General features: G+C 59.2%; 16 protein-coding genes and 1 other RNA gene. 5 read left to right on the top strand and 12 right to left on the bottom strand.

All coding sequences use genetic code 11. The features are described from left to right. Positions 1 to 18: 18 nt before the first annotated feature. From SJI03_RS14010 to gyrA, 6 genes are all read right to left on the bottom strand, one after another. The gene (locus tag SJI03_RS14010; protein ID WP_322427582.1) at positions 19 to 927 is read right to left on the bottom strand and encodes a prephenate dehydrogenase; all 909 of its coding nucleotides are present in this window, start codon (positions 925 to 927) and stop codon (positions 19 to 21) included. A 4-nt stretch (positions 928 to 931) separates the two neighbouring features. Continuing rightward, positions 932 to 2038: a histidinol-phosphate transaminase gene (gene hisC / locus SJI03_RS14005; RefSeq protein WP_322427581.1), complete on the bottom strand. Its 1107-nt coding sequence runs from the start codon at positions 2036 to 2038 to the stop codon at positions 932 to 934. 127 nt (positions 2039 to 2165) lie between these two features. After that, complete coding sequence (gene pheA, locus SJI03_RS14000; protein ID WP_077400751.1) at positions 2166 to 3236, bottom strand: prephenate dehydratase; 1071 nt, start codon at positions 3234 to 3236, stop codon at positions 2166 to 2168. 180 nt (positions 3237 to 3416) lie between these two features. Beyond that, positions 3417 to 4508 (bottom strand): 3-phosphoserine/phosphohydroxythreonine transaminase, encoded by a 1092-nt coding sequence (serC, locus tag SJI03_RS13995; protein WP_099378890.1) that lies wholly within the window; start codon positions 4506 to 4508, stop codon positions 3417 to 3419. 27 nt (positions 4509 to 4535) lie between these two features. Next, complete coding sequence (locus SJI03_RS13990) at positions 4536 to 5120, bottom strand: DUF2059 domain-containing protein (protein WP_322427580.1); 585 nt, start codon at positions 5118 to 5120, stop codon at positions 4536 to 4538. Positions 5121 to 5226: 106 nt separating this feature from the next. Then, the gene (gene gyrA / locus SJI03_RS13985) at positions 5227 to 7911 is read right to left on the bottom strand and encodes a DNA gyrase subunit A (RefSeq protein WP_099378888.1); all 2685 of its coding nucleotides are present in this window, start codon (positions 7909 to 7911) and stop codon (positions 5227 to 5229) included. Positions 7912 to 8567: 656 nt separating this feature from the next. Here gyrA and ompA point away from each other — a divergent pair. The 5 genes from ompA to SJI03_RS13960 all read left to right on the top strand — a co-directional run bounded on the left by ompA (position 8568) and on the right by SJI03_RS13960 (position 11846). Beyond that, positions 8568 to 9278, top strand: coding sequence for an outer membrane protein OmpA (gene ompA / locus SJI03_RS13980; protein WP_034782001.1), 711 nt, complete (start codon positions 8568 to 8570; stop codon positions 9276 to 9278). A 127-nt stretch (positions 9279 to 9405) separates the two neighbouring features. Then, entirely contained in the window at positions 9406 to 10101 is a 696-nt protein-coding gene (ubiG, locus tag SJI03_RS13975) for a bifunctional 2-polyprenyl-6-hydroxyphenol methylase/3-demethylubiquinol 3-O-methyltransferase UbiG (RefSeq protein WP_322427579.1), read from the top strand. A gap of 68 nt (positions 10102 to 10169) precedes the next feature. Beyond that, the gene (locus SJI03_RS13970; protein ID WP_322427578.1) at positions 10170 to 10874 is read left to right on the top strand and encodes an HAD-IA family hydrolase; all 705 of its coding nucleotides are present in this window, start codon (positions 10170 to 10172) and stop codon (positions 10872 to 10874) included. Between the two features lie 83 nt (positions 10875 to 10957). Next, positions 10958 to 11318: a transfer-messenger RNA gene (gene ssrA / locus SJI03_RS13965) on the top strand. Positions 11319 to 11516: 198 nt separating this feature from the next. Beyond that, complete coding sequence (locus SJI03_RS13960) at positions 11517 to 11846, top strand: hypothetical protein (protein ID WP_322427577.1); 330 nt, start codon at positions 11517 to 11519, stop codon at positions 11844 to 11846. A gap of 263 nt (positions 11847 to 12109) precedes the next feature. Here the strand turns inward: SJI03_RS13960 and SJI03_RS13955 are convergent, their stop codons facing one another. The 6 genes from SJI03_RS13955 to SJI03_RS13930 form a co-directional block, all read right to left on the bottom strand. Then, positions 12110 to 12820, bottom strand: a complete 711-nt coding sequence (locus SJI03_RS13955; RefSeq protein ID WP_322427576.1) for a hypothetical protein — start codon at positions 12818 to 12820, stop codon at positions 12110 to 12112. A gap of 406 nt (positions 12821 to 13226) precedes the next feature. Continuing rightward, positions 13227 to 13865, bottom strand: coding sequence for an SOS response-associated peptidase (locus SJI03_RS13950; protein ID WP_322427574.1), 639 nt, complete (start codon positions 13863 to 13865; stop codon positions 13227 to 13229). Positions 13866 to 13875: 10 nt separating this feature from the next. After that, a complete protein-coding gene (locus SJI03_RS13945) occupies positions 13876 to 14202 on the bottom strand; it encodes a hypothetical protein (protein WP_322427573.1) in 327 nt (108 codons plus the stop codon). A gap of 516 nt (positions 14203 to 14718) precedes the next feature. Next, on the bottom strand, positions 14719 to 14934 hold the full coding sequence (locus tag SJI03_RS13940; protein WP_322427572.1) for a hypothetical protein: 216 nt from the start codon (positions 14932 to 14934) through the stop codon (positions 14719 to 14721). Further along, positions 14931 to 15995: a phage portal protein gene (locus tag SJI03_RS13935; RefSeq protein ID WP_322427571.1), complete on the bottom strand. Its 1065-nt coding sequence runs from the start codon at positions 15993 to 15995 to the stop codon at positions 14931 to 14933. Before SJI03_RS13935 ends, SJI03_RS13940 begins: the two co-directional genes overlap by 4 nt. Then, entirely contained in the window at positions 15992 to 17803 is a 1812-nt protein-coding gene (locus SJI03_RS13930) for a terminase ATPase subunit family protein (protein ID WP_322427570.1), read from the bottom strand. The genes SJI03_RS13935 and SJI03_RS13930 overlap by 4 nt, the downstream gene beginning before the upstream one ends. Positions 17804 to 17832: the final 29 nt, after the last annotated feature.

Genomic DNA, 17832 nt, shown 5'->3' with positions numbered 1-17832 from the left:
GCTGGAATCCTTGAGTATTTATCGTGAGGGCAAGGCTGGCACTTCCGCCGTTTCAATCGCCTCGATCCATTGCTGCCGCGCGTGCTGGGCGTTCGCATACACGCCTTCGATGGCGGCGCCGTCATTCGCGGCCAGATGGGCGCGCAAGGTCGTCAACTGCGCCAGGTAGGCATCCAGTTCGTGCAGCAGCGCCGACTGGTTGGCCAGGCTGATGTCGCGCCACATTTCAGGCGATGAGCCAGCGATGCGCGTAAAGTCGCGAAAGCCGCTGGCCGCGTATTGGAACAGCAGGCCCGCGTGCGGTTTGTTGGCGATGTCGTCAACCAGCGCAAAGGCCAGCAGATGCGGCAGATGGCTGACGGCGGCAAACACCTTGTCATGTTCTTCGGGGCTCAAGGTGTGCAGGATGGCGCCGCAGGCGCGCCACGCGGCCGCCACGCGCGCCACGTCAGCCGCGGCGTTTTCCGCCAGCGGCGTGAGCACCACTTTCTTGCCCTGATACAGATCGATGATGGCGGCGTCGGGGCCATTCGTCTCGCGCCCCGCGATCGGGTGGCCGGGCACGAATTGCCCGACTTTTCCACCCAGCGCCGCGCGCGCGGCCGCCACCACGTCGCTCTTCGTGCTGCCAGCATCGGTGACGATGGTGCCCGGCTGCAGGTGCGGCGCGATGGCTGCCAGAATGGCGCCCGTTTGCGCCACGGGCGCAGCCAGCAGCACCAGGTCGGCGCCAGCGATGGCCTGCGCCATGTCGCCGCCGATCTCGTCGATGATGCCCAATTCGAGCGCGCGCACCATCGACGCCGGCGAGCGGCCCATGCCGACTACCGTGCCGACCGCGCCCGCGTGTTTCAAGGCGCGCGCGAACGAACCGCCAATCAGGCCTACGCCAAAGATGACTACCTTGTTCAGTGCAGGCGTCGTCATAAGGTCAGGCCAGCGCTTTCGTCAGCGCGGCGATGAAGATGGCGTTTTCCTGCGGCAGGCCGATGGAAATGCGCAGCCATTGCGGCAAGCCATAGCTGCCCACGGGACGCACGATCACGCCCTGCTTGAGCAGCGCCAGGTTCACGCGCGCGCCGGCGCCATCGTCGTCGCCCACCTTGACCAGCACGAAATTGCCGTGCGACGGCACGTATTCCAGGCCCAGTTGCGTAAACGCTTCCGTAAACTGCTGGTAGCCGGCCGCGTTGTTGCGCGCGCTTTGCTCGAGGAATGCCTTGTCGTTCAGGGCGGCAATCGCAGCCGCTTGCGCCAGCGAGTTGACGTTGAATGGCTGGCGGATGCGGTTCATCAGGTCCGTCAACACCGGCTGGGCGATGGCGAAGCCGATGCGCAGGCCGGCCAGGCCATACGCCTTCGACAGCGTGCGCGAGACCACCAGGTTCGGATACTGGCGCACCCACGCCGTCGACTCATACTGGTCGTCGGCCGACAGGAATTCGTTGTAGGCCTCGTCCAGCACGACGACGACATGCGCCGGTACTTTCTTGAGGAAGGCTTCCAGCTGCGCCGCCGTCAGGAAGGTGCCGGTCGGGTTGTTCGGGTTGGCGATGAAAATCAAACGCGTGTCGTCGGCAATCGCCGCCGCCATGGCGTCCAGATCATGACCATAGGCTTGCGCCGGCACGACGAGGTGGCGCGCGCCCAGTCCTTGCGTGGCCAGCGCGTACACGGCGAAGGAATACTGCGAGTACACGACGGATTCGCCATGCTGCACAAACGCGTGCGCGGCGATTTCCAGGATGTCGTTGCTGCCATTGCCCAGGGTGATCCAGTCGGCCGGCACGTCATAGCGTTTCGACAGCACTGCCTTCAAGTCGAAGCCGTTGGCGTCCGGGTAGCGGCCCAGGTCATCGATGGCGGCGATCATCGCCTGCTTGGCCGATTCCGGCATGCCGTACGGGTTTTCATTCGACGCCAGCTTGACGATGGCTGCCTCGTCGAGGCCGAATTCGCGCGCGACTTCCGCGATCGGTTTGCCGCTCTGGTAAGGGGCGATGGCGCGGACGTATTCTGGACCGATATTTTTAGACATGGTGTTCTTTAAAAGTTGGTGAATGATTAGGCTGGTGGTTTTTGTTGGGTTACGCTGCGCTAACCCAAGCTACGGCTTATTGTAGGTCGGATTAGGCGGCAGCCGTAATCCGACACCACCGTCGGCGTCACAAACTGACCGGATACGACCCCAGCACCTTGAAAAATGCCGCGTTGCTCTGCAGCTCGGCCAACGCCTGGGCGACGGCAGCGTCGTGCACATGACCTTCCACGTCGACATAGAAATAATACTCCCAGCTGCCCATGCGCGCCGGGCGCGACTCGAAGCGCGTCATCGACACGCCGTGCTTGGCCAGGGGCGCCAGCAACTGGTACACGGCGCCCGCCTTGTTCGGCACGGCCAGCACCAGCGACGTCTGGTCCTTGCCCGACGGCGCCGTCTGCAAGGTGCCCACGACGGCAAAGCGCGTGCGGTTGTGCGGGTCGTCCTGGATATGGCCCTTGACCACGCCCAGCTTGTACTGCGCGCCTGCCAGTTCGCTGGCAATCGCGGCCACCGTGCCATCTTCGCCTGCCATGCGGGCAGCTTCGGCGTTCGATGCGACGGCATGGCGCGCGATGTGCGGGTAGTTCTGATTCAGCCACACCTGGCACTGCGCCAGCGCCTGCGAATGGGCGCAGATGGCGGTGACGCCATCCATGTTGCCGCTCTTCGTCATCAGGCTGTGGTGCACGGCGATCGCCACCTCGCCACTGATGATGAGGCTAGTCTGCAGCATCATGTCCAGGGTGCGGTTGACGGCGCCTTCCGAGGAATTCTCGATCGGCACCACGCCGAAGTCCGCCGTTCCCGCCTCGGCGGAACGGAACACTTCATCGATGGAGGCGCACGGCAAGCCTTCGACGGCGCTGCCGAACTGCTGATACACGGCCTGTTCACTGAAGGTGCCGGCCGGGCCAAGGTAGGCCACGGTGACACGCTTTTCCAGCGAGCGGCAGGACGACATGATTTCGCGGAAGATGGTCTGCACTTCGCGGTCGCCCATGGGGCCAGGATTGCGTTCGGCCACGCCGCGCAGCACCTGCGCTTCGCGCTCGGGGCGGAACACGGGCGCCTGGGTTTCCGCTTTCACGTGGCCCACTTGCTGGGCGATTTGCGCGCGGCGGTTCAGCAGTTCGAGGATTTGCGCGTCGATCGCATCGATCTGTTCGCGCAGCGGTTTCAATTTATCGGTCATGGTTGGTTTGTTTCGTCAGCTGTACTTCAATCATGGCCGCGCGGCCTGCGCCGGCGGCGGGCCGGCGCGCTTATTCATGAGAATGCCGGACAAAATGATCAGGGCTAGGCGCGTTGCCGCTGGCAGTACGAATGTACGACAAGGCAATGCAACAACGCCCTGGACTTTTTGGCAGGCATTCTAGCGTCCGGCAAACTCGTTCAGATAATTCACCAAGGCTTGCACGCCCTCGATCGGCATCGCGTTATAGATCGATGCACGCATGCCGCCGACGGACTTGTGGCCCTTCAATTGCAGCAGGCCGCGCTGCTTGGCGCCGGCCAGGAATGCGTCGTTCAAGCTTTCATCGCGCAGATAGAACGGGATGGTCATGCGCGAGCGGTATGCGGGGTCGACCCGATTCTGGTAAAAGTCGTCCGCATCGAGCGCCGCGTACAGCAGCGCCGCTTTCTCAATATTACGCTGTTCCATGGCTGCCACGCCACCCTGGCGTTTGAGCCACTGGAAAACCAGGCCGGCGATATAGATGCCGTAGGTGGGCGGCGTGTTGTACATCGACTCATGTTCGGCCACGATGGTCCAGTCGAAGGCCGATGGGCAGATCGGCAGCGCCTTGCCCAGCAAGTCTTCGCGCACGATGACCAGGGTCAGGCCGGCCGGGCCGATATTTTTCTGCGCGCCGCCGAAGATGACGCCATATTGCGACACGTCGATCACGCGCGACAGAATGTGCGACGACATGTCGGCCACGATGGTGGTCCCCGCCGGCACGTCCGGCGCCTGCTGGAATTCGACGCCGTCGATGGTTTCATTGGTGCAGATGTGCAGGTAGGCGGCGCCTGGCGTCAGCTTCCACTCGGAGACCGGCGGCACGCCCGTGAAACGGGCAGCCTTCGACGACGCGGCCACGTTGACGTTGGCGTACTTGGCCGCTTCCTGGATCGACTTGCCGGACCACGAGCCTGTGTGCACGAAGTCCACGGTGGCCGGCTGCTGCGCCGCCAGGCCCACCAGGTTCATCGGAATGATGGCGTTCTCGCCCAAACCACCGCCCTGCAGGAACAGGATCTTGTAGTTGTCGGGCACGGCCAGCAGTTCGCGCAGGTCGGCTACTGCCTGCTTGTAGATGGAAATGAATTCGGGACCACGGTGGCTCATTTCCATCACCGACATGCCACTGCCATGCCAGTCCTGCATTTCAAAGGCCGCTTGCGCCAGCACTTCCTTGGGCAGGACGGCAGGGCCGGCTGAAAAATTGTAGATATGGGTCACGATACGGTCCTTGGCAAAATGGGAATCTTATTGGGGCGACTGCGTAGCCGCCCGCATGACCTGGTCAAGCACCGCATTCACGCGCGGGATCAGCACGCGCTGGCTGATGGCCATCGATTCGGCCGACAGTTGCGGCATGGTGGCCAGCATCTTGCGGCCCAGCGGCGTCTTGTAGAAGGCCGTCAGCTGCTCGACTTCGGGCACCGTGTAAAAGCGCGCGTACAGGGGCACCATTTCGGCGGCCAGCTCGTCGATCAGGGTCGGGTCGGCCAGCACCTGCGTCAGGGTGCCGATGGCCAGGGGAATTTCTTCCTCGGCGCTGGCCAGCGCGCGCGCCTTGCGCTGCTCGTCCAGGTTCGGGTTGCCGCTGATTTGCTGCTGCGCCGATTGGCGGATCATGGCGGGCACCGATTGCAGCATCTGGTCGAAGATGCTGCGCGTCAGTTGTGGGAATTGCATCGCGTCGAGCATGCGCCGCACGGCCACTTTCATGGCGGGGCTGGGCGCCGCCTGGCGCGCGGGCGTGGCTTGCGTGCTCTGGGCCAGGGCCGGCAGGGTCGCAAGAAAAGCCAGCGAAAACGCGGCGAAGAAGGTGGCGACGATTTTTCTCATGGCATACAGGACTCTATAAAAGCGGGGAACTATCTGGGGTACGCAGGCTGGCGCCGCAACTGGCGCGCCAATAGCAATTGGGGCTCCCGAAAGAGCCCCAATCATCTTACTCCGGCTGGGCCGGATCTGCCGGATCGGCCGGTTCAGCCGCTGCCGGCGCGGCTGCGGCATCCGTACCCGCCTCCGTCGTCAGCTCGACTTCGTCGATATCCGTTTCCACCACGCGCTGCAGGCCGGACAGCTTGGTGCCGTCTTCCACGGCGATCAGGGTCACGCCCTGCGTCGCGCGGCCCATCTCGCGGATTTCCGACACGCGGGTGCGGATCAATACGCCACCGGTGGTGATCAGCATGATTTCATCGCTGGTATCGACCAGGGTCGCGGCAACCACTCTACCGTTGCGCTCGCTGGTCTGGATGGCGATCATGCCTTTCGTGCCACGGCCATGGCGCGTGTACTCGGTGATCGGCGTACGCTTGCCGTAACCGTTTTCGGTTGCCGTCAGCACCGACTGCTGCTCGTTCTCGGCCACCAGCAGGGCGATCACGTGCTGGCCTTCTTCCAGGTTCATGCCGCGCACGCCGCGCGCCGTACGGCCCATCGGACGCACGTCGTTTTCGTCGAAGCGCACCGCCTTGCCCGAATCGGAGAACAGCATCACGTCGTGCTGGCCGTCGGTCAGCGCCGCGCCGATCAGGAAGTCGCCGTCGTCCAGGTCGACCGCGATGATGCCGGCCTTGCGTGGATTGCTGAAGTCCTTCAGCGGCGTCTTCTTGACGGTACCGAGGCTGGTCGACATGAACACGTAATGGTCTTCCGGGAACGTGCGGTTCTCGCCCGACAGCGGCAGGATCACTGTGATCTTTTCGTTGTCCTGCAGCGGGAACATGTTGACGATCGGCTTGCCGCGCGAATTGCGCGAGCCTTGCGGCACTTCCCACACCTTCAGCCAGTACATGCGGCCACGATCCGAGAAGCACAGGATGTAGTCGTGCGTGTTGGCGATGAACAGCTGGTCGATCCAGTCTTCCTCTTTCGTCGCCATCGCCTGCTTGCCACGGCCACCGCGTTTTTGCGCGCGGTATTCGGTGATCGGCTGCGCCTTCATGTAGCCGGTGTGCGACAGGGTCACGACCATGTCCTGCGGCGTGATCAGATCTTCCGTTTCCAGGTCGGTCGCGTTCAACTCGATCTGCGAGCGGCGCACGTCCTTGTTGCCAGCGCCGTATTCGTTCTTCGCCGCCGTCATTTCATCGGTGATGATGATGGTGACGCGTTCCGGCTTGGCCAGGATGTCGAGCAAGTCGGCGATATGTTCCATCACGTCCTTGTACTCGTTGACGATCTTGTCCTGCTCCAGACCGGTCAGGCGCTGCAGGCGCATCTGCAGAATTTCCTGTGCCTGGTCGTCCGACAGCTTGTACAGGCCATCCATTTGCATGCCATAGTGCTTCGGCAGGTTTTCCGGACGGTAGGCATCGATGCCGCCTGGCGTCGTGCCGTCACCCGTGCGGGCCAGCATTTCGCGCACGACGGACGAATCCCATGCCTTGGCCATCAGCTCGACCTTGGCGATCGGCGGCGTCGGCGCGGCCTTGATGATGGCGATGAAGTCATCGATGTTGGCCAGCGCGACAGCCAGGCCTTCGAGCACGTGGCCCCGTTCGCGCGCCTTGCGCAGTTCGAACACGGTGCGGCGCGTCACCACTTCGCGGCGGTGCGACAGGAAGCATTGCAGCATCTGCTTGAGGTTCAGCAGCTTCGGCTGGCCATCAACCAGAGCCACCATGTTCATGCCGAAGGTGTCTTGCAACTGGGTCTGCTTGTACAGGTTGTTCAGCACCACTTCCGGCACTTCGCCCCGTTTCAGCTCGATCACCACGCGCATGCCCGATTTATCGGATTCGTCGCGGATGTCGGAAATGCCATCGAGCTTCTTGTCGCGCACGTTTTCAGCGATGCGTTCCAGCAAGGATTTCTTGTTGACCTGGAATGGCAGCTCGTCGACGATGATGGCGATGCGGCCGCCATCCTTGCCGTATTCTTCGAAGTGGGTCTTGGCGCGCATGACGACTCGGCCACGGCCCGTGCGGTAGCCGTCGCGCACGCCGGATACGCCGTAGATGATGCCGGCCGTCGGGAAATCGGGCGCAGGAATGATCTCGATCAATTCATCGATCGTGCATTCCGGGTTGCGCAGCACGTGCAGCGCGCCGTCGATGACTTCGGTGATGTTGTGTGGCGGAATGTTCGTCGCCATGCCGACGGCGATACCGGACGAGCCATTGATCAGCAGGTTCGGGATACGCGTCGGCAAGACCGTCGGTTCCTTTTCCTTGCCATCATAGTTGGGCTGGAAGTCGACGGTATCCTTGTCGATATCGGCCAGCAGCTCGCCGGCGATCTTGTCCAGGCGACACTCGGTGTAACGCATCGCCGCGGCGCCATCGCCGTCGACGGAACCGAAGTTGCCCTGGCCATCGACGAGCATGTAGCGCAGCGAGAAATCTTGCGCCATGCGCACCAGTGTGTCGTAGATCGAGGCATCGCCGTGGGGATGGTATTTACCCATGGTTTCGCCGACCACGCGGGCGCACTTGACGTAAGGGCGGTTCCACACGTTATTCATTTCATGCATCGCGAACAAGACGCGGCGGTGCACTGGCTTCAAGCCATCGCGCGCATCGGGCAAGGCGCGACCGACGATCACGCTCATGGCGTAATCGAGGTAGCTCTTGCGCATCTCTTCTTCGAGGGAAATAGGAATTGTTTCTTTTGCGAATTGATCCATTGGCGGTTCGACTGATCTCAGGCTGTGGTTAACTTATCTGTTACGCAATGTATGACGCAATACTGCATATCCTGGGTGGCTGTCGTCGTGGACGCCGCACCGCGCGCTGCTGGCGCGGCCCGGCTTCCATGTCGCAGAGTGCCAGAACAAATCGGCGGGCTGGCGGCGCGGCCAGTACGGGTACCGCAGTGGTACGTGCTGGCCATGCAGTGCCGCCGTGGGCATTTGCCCGACACTCTTAACAGTCAAGCGCACGATTTTAGCATGCGCGCCCAGCTACCTGTACAAATTGGCCATACCAACAAGATTGGCAGTTTGCACCGGAGCCGTGCAAGTTGACCTGTCGATAATGCACAATGGCAATATCAGTTCAAGACACCTGCCCTTAAAAGAGGCAAAAAAAGCGATCAATTGTTACAGACGCGTTACAAATGGGCATTTTCGTTGCGCAAAAACAACGCACGGTCTAAAATCGGGCAAGCTTTGATTTAACCACGGTCGTGCGCCCCTGATGCGTGTGGCAAAATGACTGGGAAGTTAATTGCTAGTTTCGCAATCTGAAACGAGCGCATATGGTCTACATGATAAAATCTTGGCACGTAGCACCAGTAGCGCAGTGTTGTTCTGCGGATATCACCCCCCGAAAGGAAAAAAGAATGAATAAATTTGTAACGCTGTTTTTCGCTGCATCCGCAGTGATTGCTGGCTCGGCTTCGGCCCAAACCCCAACCTCCCCACCATTCGCGCCAGTTACCACTGACATCAAAGCACCAAGCCCAAAAAGCGCTTACGTGCAAGATGCCCGCGGCGTAATCGTGCGTGACCCATTCGGCCTGTGCTGGCGTACCGGCTACTGGACACCTGCTGACGCAGTGCCAGGTTGCGACGTGCCACTGTGCGTAGAGCCAGAAACCCTGCAAGACGGCAAATGCGTGGCTCCTCCAGCACCAGTCGTACCAGCACCGGCACCAGTCGTTGTCGTACCAGTACCAGTTGTTGTTGCTCCTACCTCGGAAAAAGTCAGCTTCGCTGCTGATGCATTCTTCGATTTCGACAAAGCTACGCTGAAGCCAGAAGGCAAAGCCAAGCTGGACGAACTGTCCGCACAACTGGGCGGCATCAACCTGGAAGTCATCATCGCTGTGGGTCACACCGACTCCGTCGGCACCGATGCTTACAACCAAAAACTGTCGGTACGTCGTGCTGATGCTGTCAAAGCCTACCTGGTCACCAAAGGCGTTGAAAGCAACCGCGTGTACACCGAAGGCAAAGGCGAGAAACAACCTGTTGCTGATAACAAAACTGCCGAAGGCCGTGCGAAAAACCGTCGCGTGGAAATCGAAGTTGTTGGTACCCGCAACAAGTAATAGCTGAACTCCTGGACTTGCCGCAAGTCATCGCGCAAGTCAAGAACAGCATGAAAAACCCCGCCACGGCGGGGTTTTTTTTCGTCCGTGGCTGCCCAATTGTAAAATTGCCGCTATTATTCGACCTATGAACGCCGACCCTCTCGAAATCCAAAAATTCAGTGAGCTGGCCCACCGCTGGTGGGACCCCACTTCCGAGTTTCGTCCTCTGCACGAAATTAACCCCCTGCGCCTGGAATGGATCAACGCGAAAGTGCCGCTGGCCGGCAAGCGCGTGATCGACATCGGCTGCGGCGGCGGTATCCTGGCCGAATCGATGGCCCGCAAGGGCGCCGACGTGACGGGCATCGACCTGTCCGAGAAGGCGCTAAAAGTTGCCGACCTGCACAGCCTGGAATCGGGTGCCAAGGTACGCTACAAGCTGATCGCCGCCGAAACCATGGCCGAGGAAGAGCCGGGCCAGTACGACGTCGTGACCTGCATGGAAATGCTCGAGCACGTGCCGGACCCTGCCGCCATCGTCAAGGCTTGCGCCACCCTGGTGAAACCGGGCGGCCACGTGTTCCTGTCGACCCTGAACCGCAACCCGAAAGCGTATCTGTTCGCCATCCTGGGCGCCGAATACCTGCTGCGCCTGCTGCCGAAAGGCACGCACGACTATGACAAATTCATCACCCCGGCCGAACTGTCGCAATACCTGCGCAGCGCCAGCCTGGACGTCAACAGCATGCGCGGCATGGGCTACAATCCGCTGACCAAGATTTACTCACTTAATAGCGATACCAGCGTCAATTATCTGGTGGCCTGCACCCGGCCGCTGTAACCATCACGCACATTACAAGGCGGCTGCGGCCGCCATTTTTCATTCCTACTTGACACACTTTGCCCGCCATGATCACTGACCCTCTGCCAGCCCCGCGCGCCATCCTGTTCGACCTCGACGGCACCCTGGCCGACACCGCGCCCGACCTGGCGGCGGCCATCAACCTGCTGCGCGCACGCGCCGGCCTGGCACCGACCCCGTATGACATCCTGCGCCCCACGGCATCGGCCGGCGCGCGCGGCATGATAGGCGCGTCATATGGCATCGGCCCAGGCGAAAGCGGCTACGAAGCCCTGAAAGACGGTTTCCTGAACAATTACGAAGCGGCCCTGGCCGTGGAAAGCCGTTTATTCGACGGCATCCCCGCCATGCTGGAAGGCCTGCAAGCCCTGGGCCTGGCCTGGGGCGTGGTCACCAACAAGGCCGCCCGCTTCACCGACCCGCTGGTCGGCCAGATCGGCCTGGGCGCCGCCGGCTGCGTGATCTCGGGCGACACCATGGCGCACCCGAAGCCGCACCCCGCCCCGCTACTGGAAGCGGCGCGCCGCCTGGACCTGGCGCCGAAAGACTGCTGGTACGTGGGCGACGACCTGCGCGACATCCAGGCCGGCCGCGCCGCCGGCATGCGCACGGTCGCCTGCGCCTGGGGCTACTGCGGCCCCATCGAACCGCAGCACTGGAACGCGGACCATCTGCTGGATACCCCGCTGGCGTTGCTCGAACTGGTCAGCGCCGTGGTGAAGGCAGCGCAGGAGCGGCAGTTGGCGGCATAAATCGGCCTCCGCTTGATATGGCACGCAAGCAAGCGAATGCATCATGCAAGAGTGGGCAGATTGCGCTACAATGAAGGTTCTGTGGGGACGACCTGGTTTCGACGTGGGTTGCAAAGCAGCGCAGGGCATACCGAGGGCGGGCTACCTCGTAAATACAACCTGAAAAAACTTAACTGCAAACGATAACTCGTACGCACTGGCAGCTTAATCGCTGTTAGCTCTAGAACACCTCGTCCCTGGGGTGGGCCGTCAAAAGCTCTAGAGTCATTTACAGGGACTCGTCGTATGCTGGGTTACTTAGCGTCCGACTAAATAATAGGTAACTCGCTTGCCCATAACGTGCACATCCGTGCTGGCTGAGTTAAATTAAATGATAGTGCTAAGTATGTAGAACTGTCTGTAGAGTGCTTGCGGACGCGGGTTCGATTCCCGCCGTCTCCACCACTGAATTCTTTAGAATCAAGTAGTTAGCAAGAAGAAGGCTGTCATTATTTGGGTTGTTTTTGGGCTGTTTTAGCCTGAAAATGACAACAAAATGACAGCCTTTTTTTTACCCTTGGTCGCCCCTCCCTGGTCAGGTCCCTTCGTCTCTATTAGTTGATCCATTGTAATTTCTCAAGGCTACTGCCTAAGGAGCACTCAATGAAAAAGATTCAAGAGTCATCCGCAATTTGCCGCAACGCCGCTTCCGGTCCGCTAAAAAAGGGCGATTTACAATTCCAATACCCGAATAGCACGACTCAGGGTGATGACCCGTCCATGAGAGGAACCCCAGACAGCGACGAACTTAATCGTCATGAATGGTATGAGGTCTTGTATTTTTGCAATGAGTTTTCACTGGAATTTGAAGTTGGAAACAAGCAATATGCGTTGAAGGCAGAGCGTATTATTCACGACTACTTGCCACCTACAATCCGAAGTCGGAAACAAGTTAAACAATTTTTAATTGATAACTGGCATAGGTACCATTGATCCAAGAGAGTATTTCTCCTATGAACGATGCGCGGTAGTTTATAAAAGCTACGCCAAAAGTTGCGCCGTTTTGTCTCAGGTGCATGAAAACAAAAAGGCCATCCTCGCGTGGCCTTTTTTTGTTTTTCATGACCCGTCCTGGAATAAGTTGATGTCGATCACGATCTTCTGTACGGCGATAGCATTTCCAAGTGGTCAAAGATATGTTCCAGCAGGTCACTTTCTCAAACAGCGCGCGTTCAGACATTATCGCGCTTGATAAGCTAATTTATAATTCCAGCCACTTCGGCCAAACCGGGAGGTAATTCGACCTCCACTTTTTCGGCAATCTTCCAAAACATTCTTGTTTCCTCTTGCCATGAATCATCAATCGATTTAAGAAAGTGATTCCTTTGATGGTCTTCTGTGTACAAACAGTCTTCCAATCTACCAATAACTGGCAACTGATCATCAATAGCTTGAAATAAATCCCTTATGTCTTTTATCTTCAAACAAATAACTTTACCTTTAAATCTCCGACCCAATTCAACATCAAATTTCTTACAAAAAGAAAGAATAGCCCCATCCTCAACGTATCTATCTACTTCATGCAAATCAAGAATTTTTTTTCCATTATTTGTGCATCCCAACATTGTAAGTCCGCGAATTTCACCTTTAAAAACACCGTGAAGCTCAGGTCCATCAAGAGCGATTGGGGAATTGTGTATTAGATTTTCATCAGGAGTAAAAGTCCCATCACGCACATCGCTTATATAAGAAGATGCCATCCCGATTGGGATTCTACCGCCTTCTATCCAAGCGTTGGCATGCCACAATTCATTTAAATAGACATACCTCACTACATCATTAGAATCAAGTTTAATTCCTTGCCCCAAGTCGTGAAATTTTTTTATTGAAATATGTCTATTAGCCCCATAATTTTCAACAGGATAATTTGATTTTAAATATTTTCGCAAATTAATTTCTTTTTTCATTTTATACTTTCATGTGAAATATTTCTCCATCGGTTTTATTATTACTCCAAGTAAATAGCACTCATAGCGATCAAACCAAAAAAAATAAGCTTCAATAGTCGATTTATTTTCACCCTTAATAGCTTAAAATTTATGATAGAAACTATGAGGATTGGAAGCCTCTTTCATAAGAAAAAAATCGCCCCCATTCCGGGAAGGCGCCTTTGACAACTAATTGGACAAACAGAGGCATAGGAGCAATCCATCCTAAGATGGTAAGGCCTAACACTACCCCTGCTGTCCCCTGAAACACCCAAGAAAATATCCGATAAAATCCCTGGCAACAGGCTGCTACTTCCAAGGTCAGAACCGTAGAAAAGGTATCTAGCATCTAAGCCACTTGGCGCCCAAGCATCCGGGCTTGTGTTCATTTTTTCCCACGCGACGGAAGCGGATCAGCTACTGCAAAGAGGCGTTCTGCCGGATACTGCTGAAACAAATCCTCTTCAGTCACAAGAGAACCATCGAGCCAGCCGTGATACTGGTCCGGGTCGAGGATCATCACCATCCGTTTTTCATCATCCGGCTTGTGAAAACGCTGCATGAGCGGGTGGTCATCGGCGTTTATCGTCAGCATCGAGAACGACAACAGCAAGTCTTGCGGCCGGAACTCCCATATCCCGGCGATGGCGGCCGGCTTACCATCGGCGCGCTCGATGCGCCAGCGGATCGGCTTTCCAGTCTCATAGCAAGGTTCGAAGAAATTATCCGCGGGGATAATGCAGAACTGTTTGCGCTTCCAGGCATTGCGGAAGGACGGTTTCTGCGCCACGGTTTCGGTGCGGGCGTTGTAGGTCTGGCGCGCCAGCTTCATATCGGCCCAATGCGGAACCATCCCGAAACATGCCGGCGCGACTTCCAGTTCTCCGGGCACCTCGTGAGAGGCGCGAATAATCGGCGCCATGTAGCCTGGCCAAGCTTCCGGCGGCAGGTCAAACTGAGGGGAGCGAACAGCAAAATGCTGTTCGATTTGATCGCTACGGCTGGGGGTATAGTCGGCGCACATGCAATTTATTCTACCTGCCTTCCGGCATTGGCGGCGGCTCCGTCCCGACAAAACACAGCCAGGACTGCGCATAGTCGCAAAATTGCATATCCACTTTGCTGCGCTCAAACCCTGACAACACCATGCGCCCGTCCCGATACCAGAGCAAATTCACATCGAAAAGTGTGTCAACATACTTCCCGCTCTCTCCGTAAGTGAAGCGGGCCAGCCTCACCAGACGGTGCAAGCCCTGGTCTGTCGTTTCGACGACTTCCAACGTTCCGGGCCGTGCTAAGTTGTAACGATCATTCAGCCGTCGCTTGGGCACCTCTACGCCAGCAAGGCGCATCTTTAACATTTTAACAATCACTGTGACACCTGAGTAAAATACTGTACATGCATACAGTATATCAAGAGTTCTTGAGGCCGCAATACCCGGCAATGATGCAGGGGCATGAAGATGAATGATGCTGAGAACAAGGACGCCAGTACAGCGGCCAGAACCGCGCCTGGGTGCGGCGTAGCGCGAAAATAGCGCCGCTCCCACGTTCGCACACCACCCGCACCAAAAACCGCTCAAAGTGCGTCAAAATGCGTCAAAACGCATGCTCCCCTCTTCGCCCGCCGCGCCAGTCCTCATGCGCCTTCGGCCATGGCGCAAATTTGAGTCAAAAGACCCCTATATAGCGGGCAGGTGTGGAGGGGGGACAACTGCGCGCGCCGGGCCAAAATGGGGCTTTTTCTTGCTTCCATGACAATGCCAATCGTCGGGACGTGAAAAAGCCGCCTCATGGGCGGCCTGTGCGGTGGCTGGGGCGCTCTGGCGCGACTGGGCTGTCGCGGCCCGGCCCTGCCGGTCAGCGCGGCGTGGCGGTCATGCTGGACGGCCGGCGCGCGCCTTCGCCGCCTGCTCCCTCTCGTAGTCGTCGCGGCAATCGACGTTGCAAAACGGCAGGCCGGGCGCCAGCGGCTCGTCGCAGTAGTGGCAGGCGCCGTGCGCCACCAGGGCGGGCCGTCCGCGCACGGCGGCCAGGCCGCGCGCCACCTCGGCAAAGATGATCTTGTCGGTGTTGTCGATATGGTCGCTCATGCCGCGCCCTCCCCGCCTGTGGCCAGGTCATACGGGGCGAACCTCACCACTTCCACCCCGGCCCACTCGTTGATGGCCATGAACTGCGACTGCAGCGGCACCAGCTCGTTGCGCGCGAAGACGCGCGCGGCAGGCTCGACGGCGCCGAAGCCGCCGGCATTGTTCGGCAGGATGCCCATGAGCTGCGGCGGCACGCGGTGGGCGGCCAGCTGGTCGTCGCGCGTCACGCTCTTGATGTTGAAAAACTCGTCCTTGGCGGCCACGTCGGACACGGGCAGAATCTGGATGCCGTCCTTCTTGCCGTTCGGCGCGTACATGAACAGGTTGCGGAAGTTGCCCGGCCCCTTGCTGTCGCGCATGGCCTGGCGCAAGTTGTCCACGTCCTGGGTGTTGGCGGCGGCGTCCGTCATGTAGAACACGAAACCGGCGTGCGAGCCGTTCTTGTAATACTTGCGGCGGAACAGGGTGGCCGCCTCGTTGAGCCAGGCCGATTGCAGCGCGCTCAGGTACTGCGGCACACCGTACAGCTCCTGATTGACGTCCGGTTCCATCAGGTGGAACACACGGCCCGTTTCGAACTGGTGCGCCGTGCCGTGATTGGTCACGAAAAAATACGTGTCCCAGTCGATGCCGCGCCGCATGTACTTGGCCAGCGCGTGCGCGAACGTCAGCGGGCGCCCGCTGCGGCTGGGCCGGTCTTCCAGATAGCAGTTGCCAAACGTCAGGAAGTCGAGCGCCAGGCGTTTAAAAGCGTCGCGCGACAGGTATTTACTGGGCATCAGCGTGGACGCCAGCACGTTGGCCTTGAAGTGGATCGCGCTGGAGTGATGCACGCCGGCATTGAAGGACTTGGCCAGGCCGGCCAGGTTGATGGGCGGCTCGTACCATTCGCCGTTCTTCCAGCATTCGAAGCAGTCGAGAATGTCGCCGTGCTCGAGCACGGGCGTGGGGTCGCCGAAGGAAAACGCCTGGATGCCGGCGGCGGCCGGCGCCGGGGCTGTGGCCGTATCTGCGCCAGGTGCGGAGCGCGCGCGGGCGCGCTGATGTCGTGCTTTGCTCAAGAATAAATCTCCATGAAAGATTGGTTGTTGTCGGTACTGCCTTCGAAGGGTTCGTGGTCGAGCGCGTGCATGCAGGCCCACGCCAGGTCGGCGTGGCCTGTCTCGTCGCTGCGCCCGGCCACATAGGTGACGTGCCGCCCGCTGGGCGTGAGGGTCTTGCGGATCGCCATGAACGATTGCGCGATGTCGATCCAGCCGGCGTCAAACTCCAGCCGGCCCTTGCTGATGATGTTTTTGGCTTTTAGCACCATGCGGGTTTTGACTTCGGGCGAGTAGTTCAGCGGCGTGACGGCCGGGAAGAAGCCGCGCACGATGGGCAGCACGCCGATGCCCATGCCGGTCGTGTCGATGCCGATGTATTCGACGTTGTAGCGCTGGGTCATCTGGCGGATGGCTTCAGCGTGGTCCTCAAAGCTCTGCCCGCGCCACTGGTGGCGTTCGAGCACGCGGAACTTGCCGCCGGCCGTCATGGGCGGCGCCAGCACCACGCAACCGGCGCTGTCACCGTTCAAGGCCGGGTCATAGCCGATCCACACGGCGCGGTTGCCGAAGGGGCGCAGGCCCAACAGGGGTTTGTAGTCGTCCCATTCAACCCAGGAATCGACCATGCAGCGCTGCAGCTCGTTCAAGGGGAAAACGCTGTCCGAATCGTCAATGAAATTGCACATCAACAGGTTTTCGAACTGGTCCGGGCTGTATTCGAAGTTGCGCAGCTCGTCGATGTCGAACAGGTTGCAGCCGCCGCGCTCGGCGTCCAGAATGGTGACGATCTGGCGCCAGATTTTGTCTTCGCCCGTGTAGCCGGACGCCAGACGCTGGTGGCTCACGTCGATGTTGAATTGCTCGGCCTTGGCGCGGCGCTTGTTGAACAGCTCGCCCGTCCAGAACGGATAGGCCTGATGCGTGGTCGAGGATGGCGTCGAGAAATACGTCTTGCGCCATTTCTTGTGGATGGCCATGCCCGAGGCCACCTTGTTCAACTCCTGGAAATTCTGCGTCCAGAAAAATTCGTCAAAATAAAAATTGCCGTGATAGCCCTGCGCCGTGCGCGCGTTCGTGCCCAGGAAATACAGGTGCGCGCCGTTCGGCAGCACAATGGGATCTCCCGTCAGGTCGATGCCGGCCGCCTCGCGCGCGAATTGCACGATGTATTGCTTGAAGACGTGGGCCTGGCTTTTTGAAGCGGACAGGAAGATTTGATTGCGGCCCGTGGCCATGGCGTCGGCCAGCGCCTCGCGCGCGAAGTACCAGGTGGCGCCGATCTGGCGAGACTTGAGGATGGCGCGCGTGCGCTGGTCGCCGTTGCGATACCAGACCTTTTGATAGTCGAACAGCGAATCCTGGAAGGCATCGAGCAATTGAATGCGCTGCTCGTCGCTGAAGTCGTTGCGCGTCGGTTTCTTCTTCGGCCCGGCATTGCGGTTCGCCAGCTTGGGATTGAGGTCCACCTCATTGCCACCCGGTTGCTCGTAGCGGCGCACGCGCGCCGCCTGCACAACGGCGCGCATCAACAGATCGATTTCCTTGTAGTCGCTGCCGCTCTTGACCTCTTTTTCGATCAGTTTCACCAGGCGCAGCTCGGCCGCTGCCTCGACGTGTTCGATGGCCTGCGCCTTGTCCCACTCGTCGCGCGCCTTCCAGCTGTTGATCGTGCTGCGCTTGAGTCCCAGGTGGCGGGCGATGGACGAAATGCGCCAGCCCTTCCAGTACAGGGCGCGCGCGGCACGGCGCGGCTCGGATTCGGGCACGGCCAGTTCGGCGATTTTTTCGTCCGCCGTTTGTTCGCTTGTTTTCTCGATTGTCAGCATGCCGCCAGCGTAGGCCGCGCGCGCGCGGA

Origin of the sequence: Janthinobacterium sp. GMG1 (genome assembly GCF_034427795.1) — a bacterium.
Taxonomy (GTDB): Bacteria; Pseudomonadota; Gammaproteobacteria; order Burkholderiales; family Burkholderiaceae_D; genus Janthinobacterium.
Note: the sequence above shows the minus strand (reverse complement) of the source record. Positions and strands in the feature narration are given on the sequence as shown.

Excerpts from the sequence above, each read along its gene's own strand:
- SJI03_RS14010 (WP_322427582.1), bottom strand. The coding sequence starts at position 927 with ATGACGACGCCTGCACTGAACAAGGTAGTCATCTTTGGCGTAGGCCTG.
- hisC (WP_322427581.1), bottom strand. The coding sequence starts at position 2,038 with ATGTCTAAAAATATCGGTCCAGAATACGTCCGCGCCATCGCCCCTTAC.
- pheA (WP_077400751.1), bottom strand. The coding sequence starts at position 3,236 with ATGACCGATAAATTGAAACCGCTGCGCGAACAGATCGATGCGATCGAC.
- SJI03_RS13990 (WP_322427580.1), bottom strand. The coding sequence starts at position 5,120 with ATGAGAAAAATCGTCGCCACCTTCTTCGCCGCGTTTTCGCTGGCTTTT.
- gyrA (WP_099378888.1), bottom strand. The coding sequence starts at position 7,911 with ATGGATCAATTCGCAAAAGAAACAATTCCTATTTCCCTCGAAGAAGAG.
- ompA (WP_034782001.1), top strand. The coding sequence starts at position 8,568 with ATGAATAAATTTGTAACGCTGTTTTTCGCTGCATCCGCAGTGATTGCT.
- ubiG (WP_322427579.1), top strand. The coding sequence starts at position 9,406 with ATGAACGCCGACCCTCTCGAAATCCAAAAATTCAGTGAGCTGGCCCAC.
- SJI03_RS13970 (WP_322427578.1), top strand. The coding sequence starts at position 10,170 with ATGATCACTGACCCTCTGCCAGCCCCGCGCGCCATCCTGTTCGACCTC.
- SJI03_RS13960 (WP_322427577.1), top strand. The coding sequence starts at position 11,517 with ATGAAAAAGATTCAAGAGTCATCCGCAATTTGCCGCAACGCCGCTTCC.
- SJI03_RS13955 (WP_322427576.1), bottom strand. The coding sequence starts at position 12,820 with ATGAAAAAAGAAATTAATTTGCGAAAATATTTAAAATCAAATTATCCT.
- SJI03_RS13950 (WP_322427574.1), bottom strand. The coding sequence starts at position 13,865 with ATGTGCGCCGACTATACCCCCAGCCGTAGCGATCAAATCGAACAGCAT.
- SJI03_RS13945 (WP_322427573.1), bottom strand. The coding sequence starts at position 14,202 with ATGTTAAAGATGCGCCTTGCTGGCGTAGAGGTGCCCAAGCGACGGCTG.
- SJI03_RS13940 (WP_322427572.1), bottom strand. The coding sequence starts at position 14,934 with ATGAGCGACCATATCGACAACACCGACAAGATCATCTTTGCCGAGGTG.
- SJI03_RS13930 (WP_322427570.1), bottom strand. The coding sequence starts at position 17,803 with ATGCTGACAATCGAGAAAACAAGCGAACAAACGGCGGACGAAAAAATC.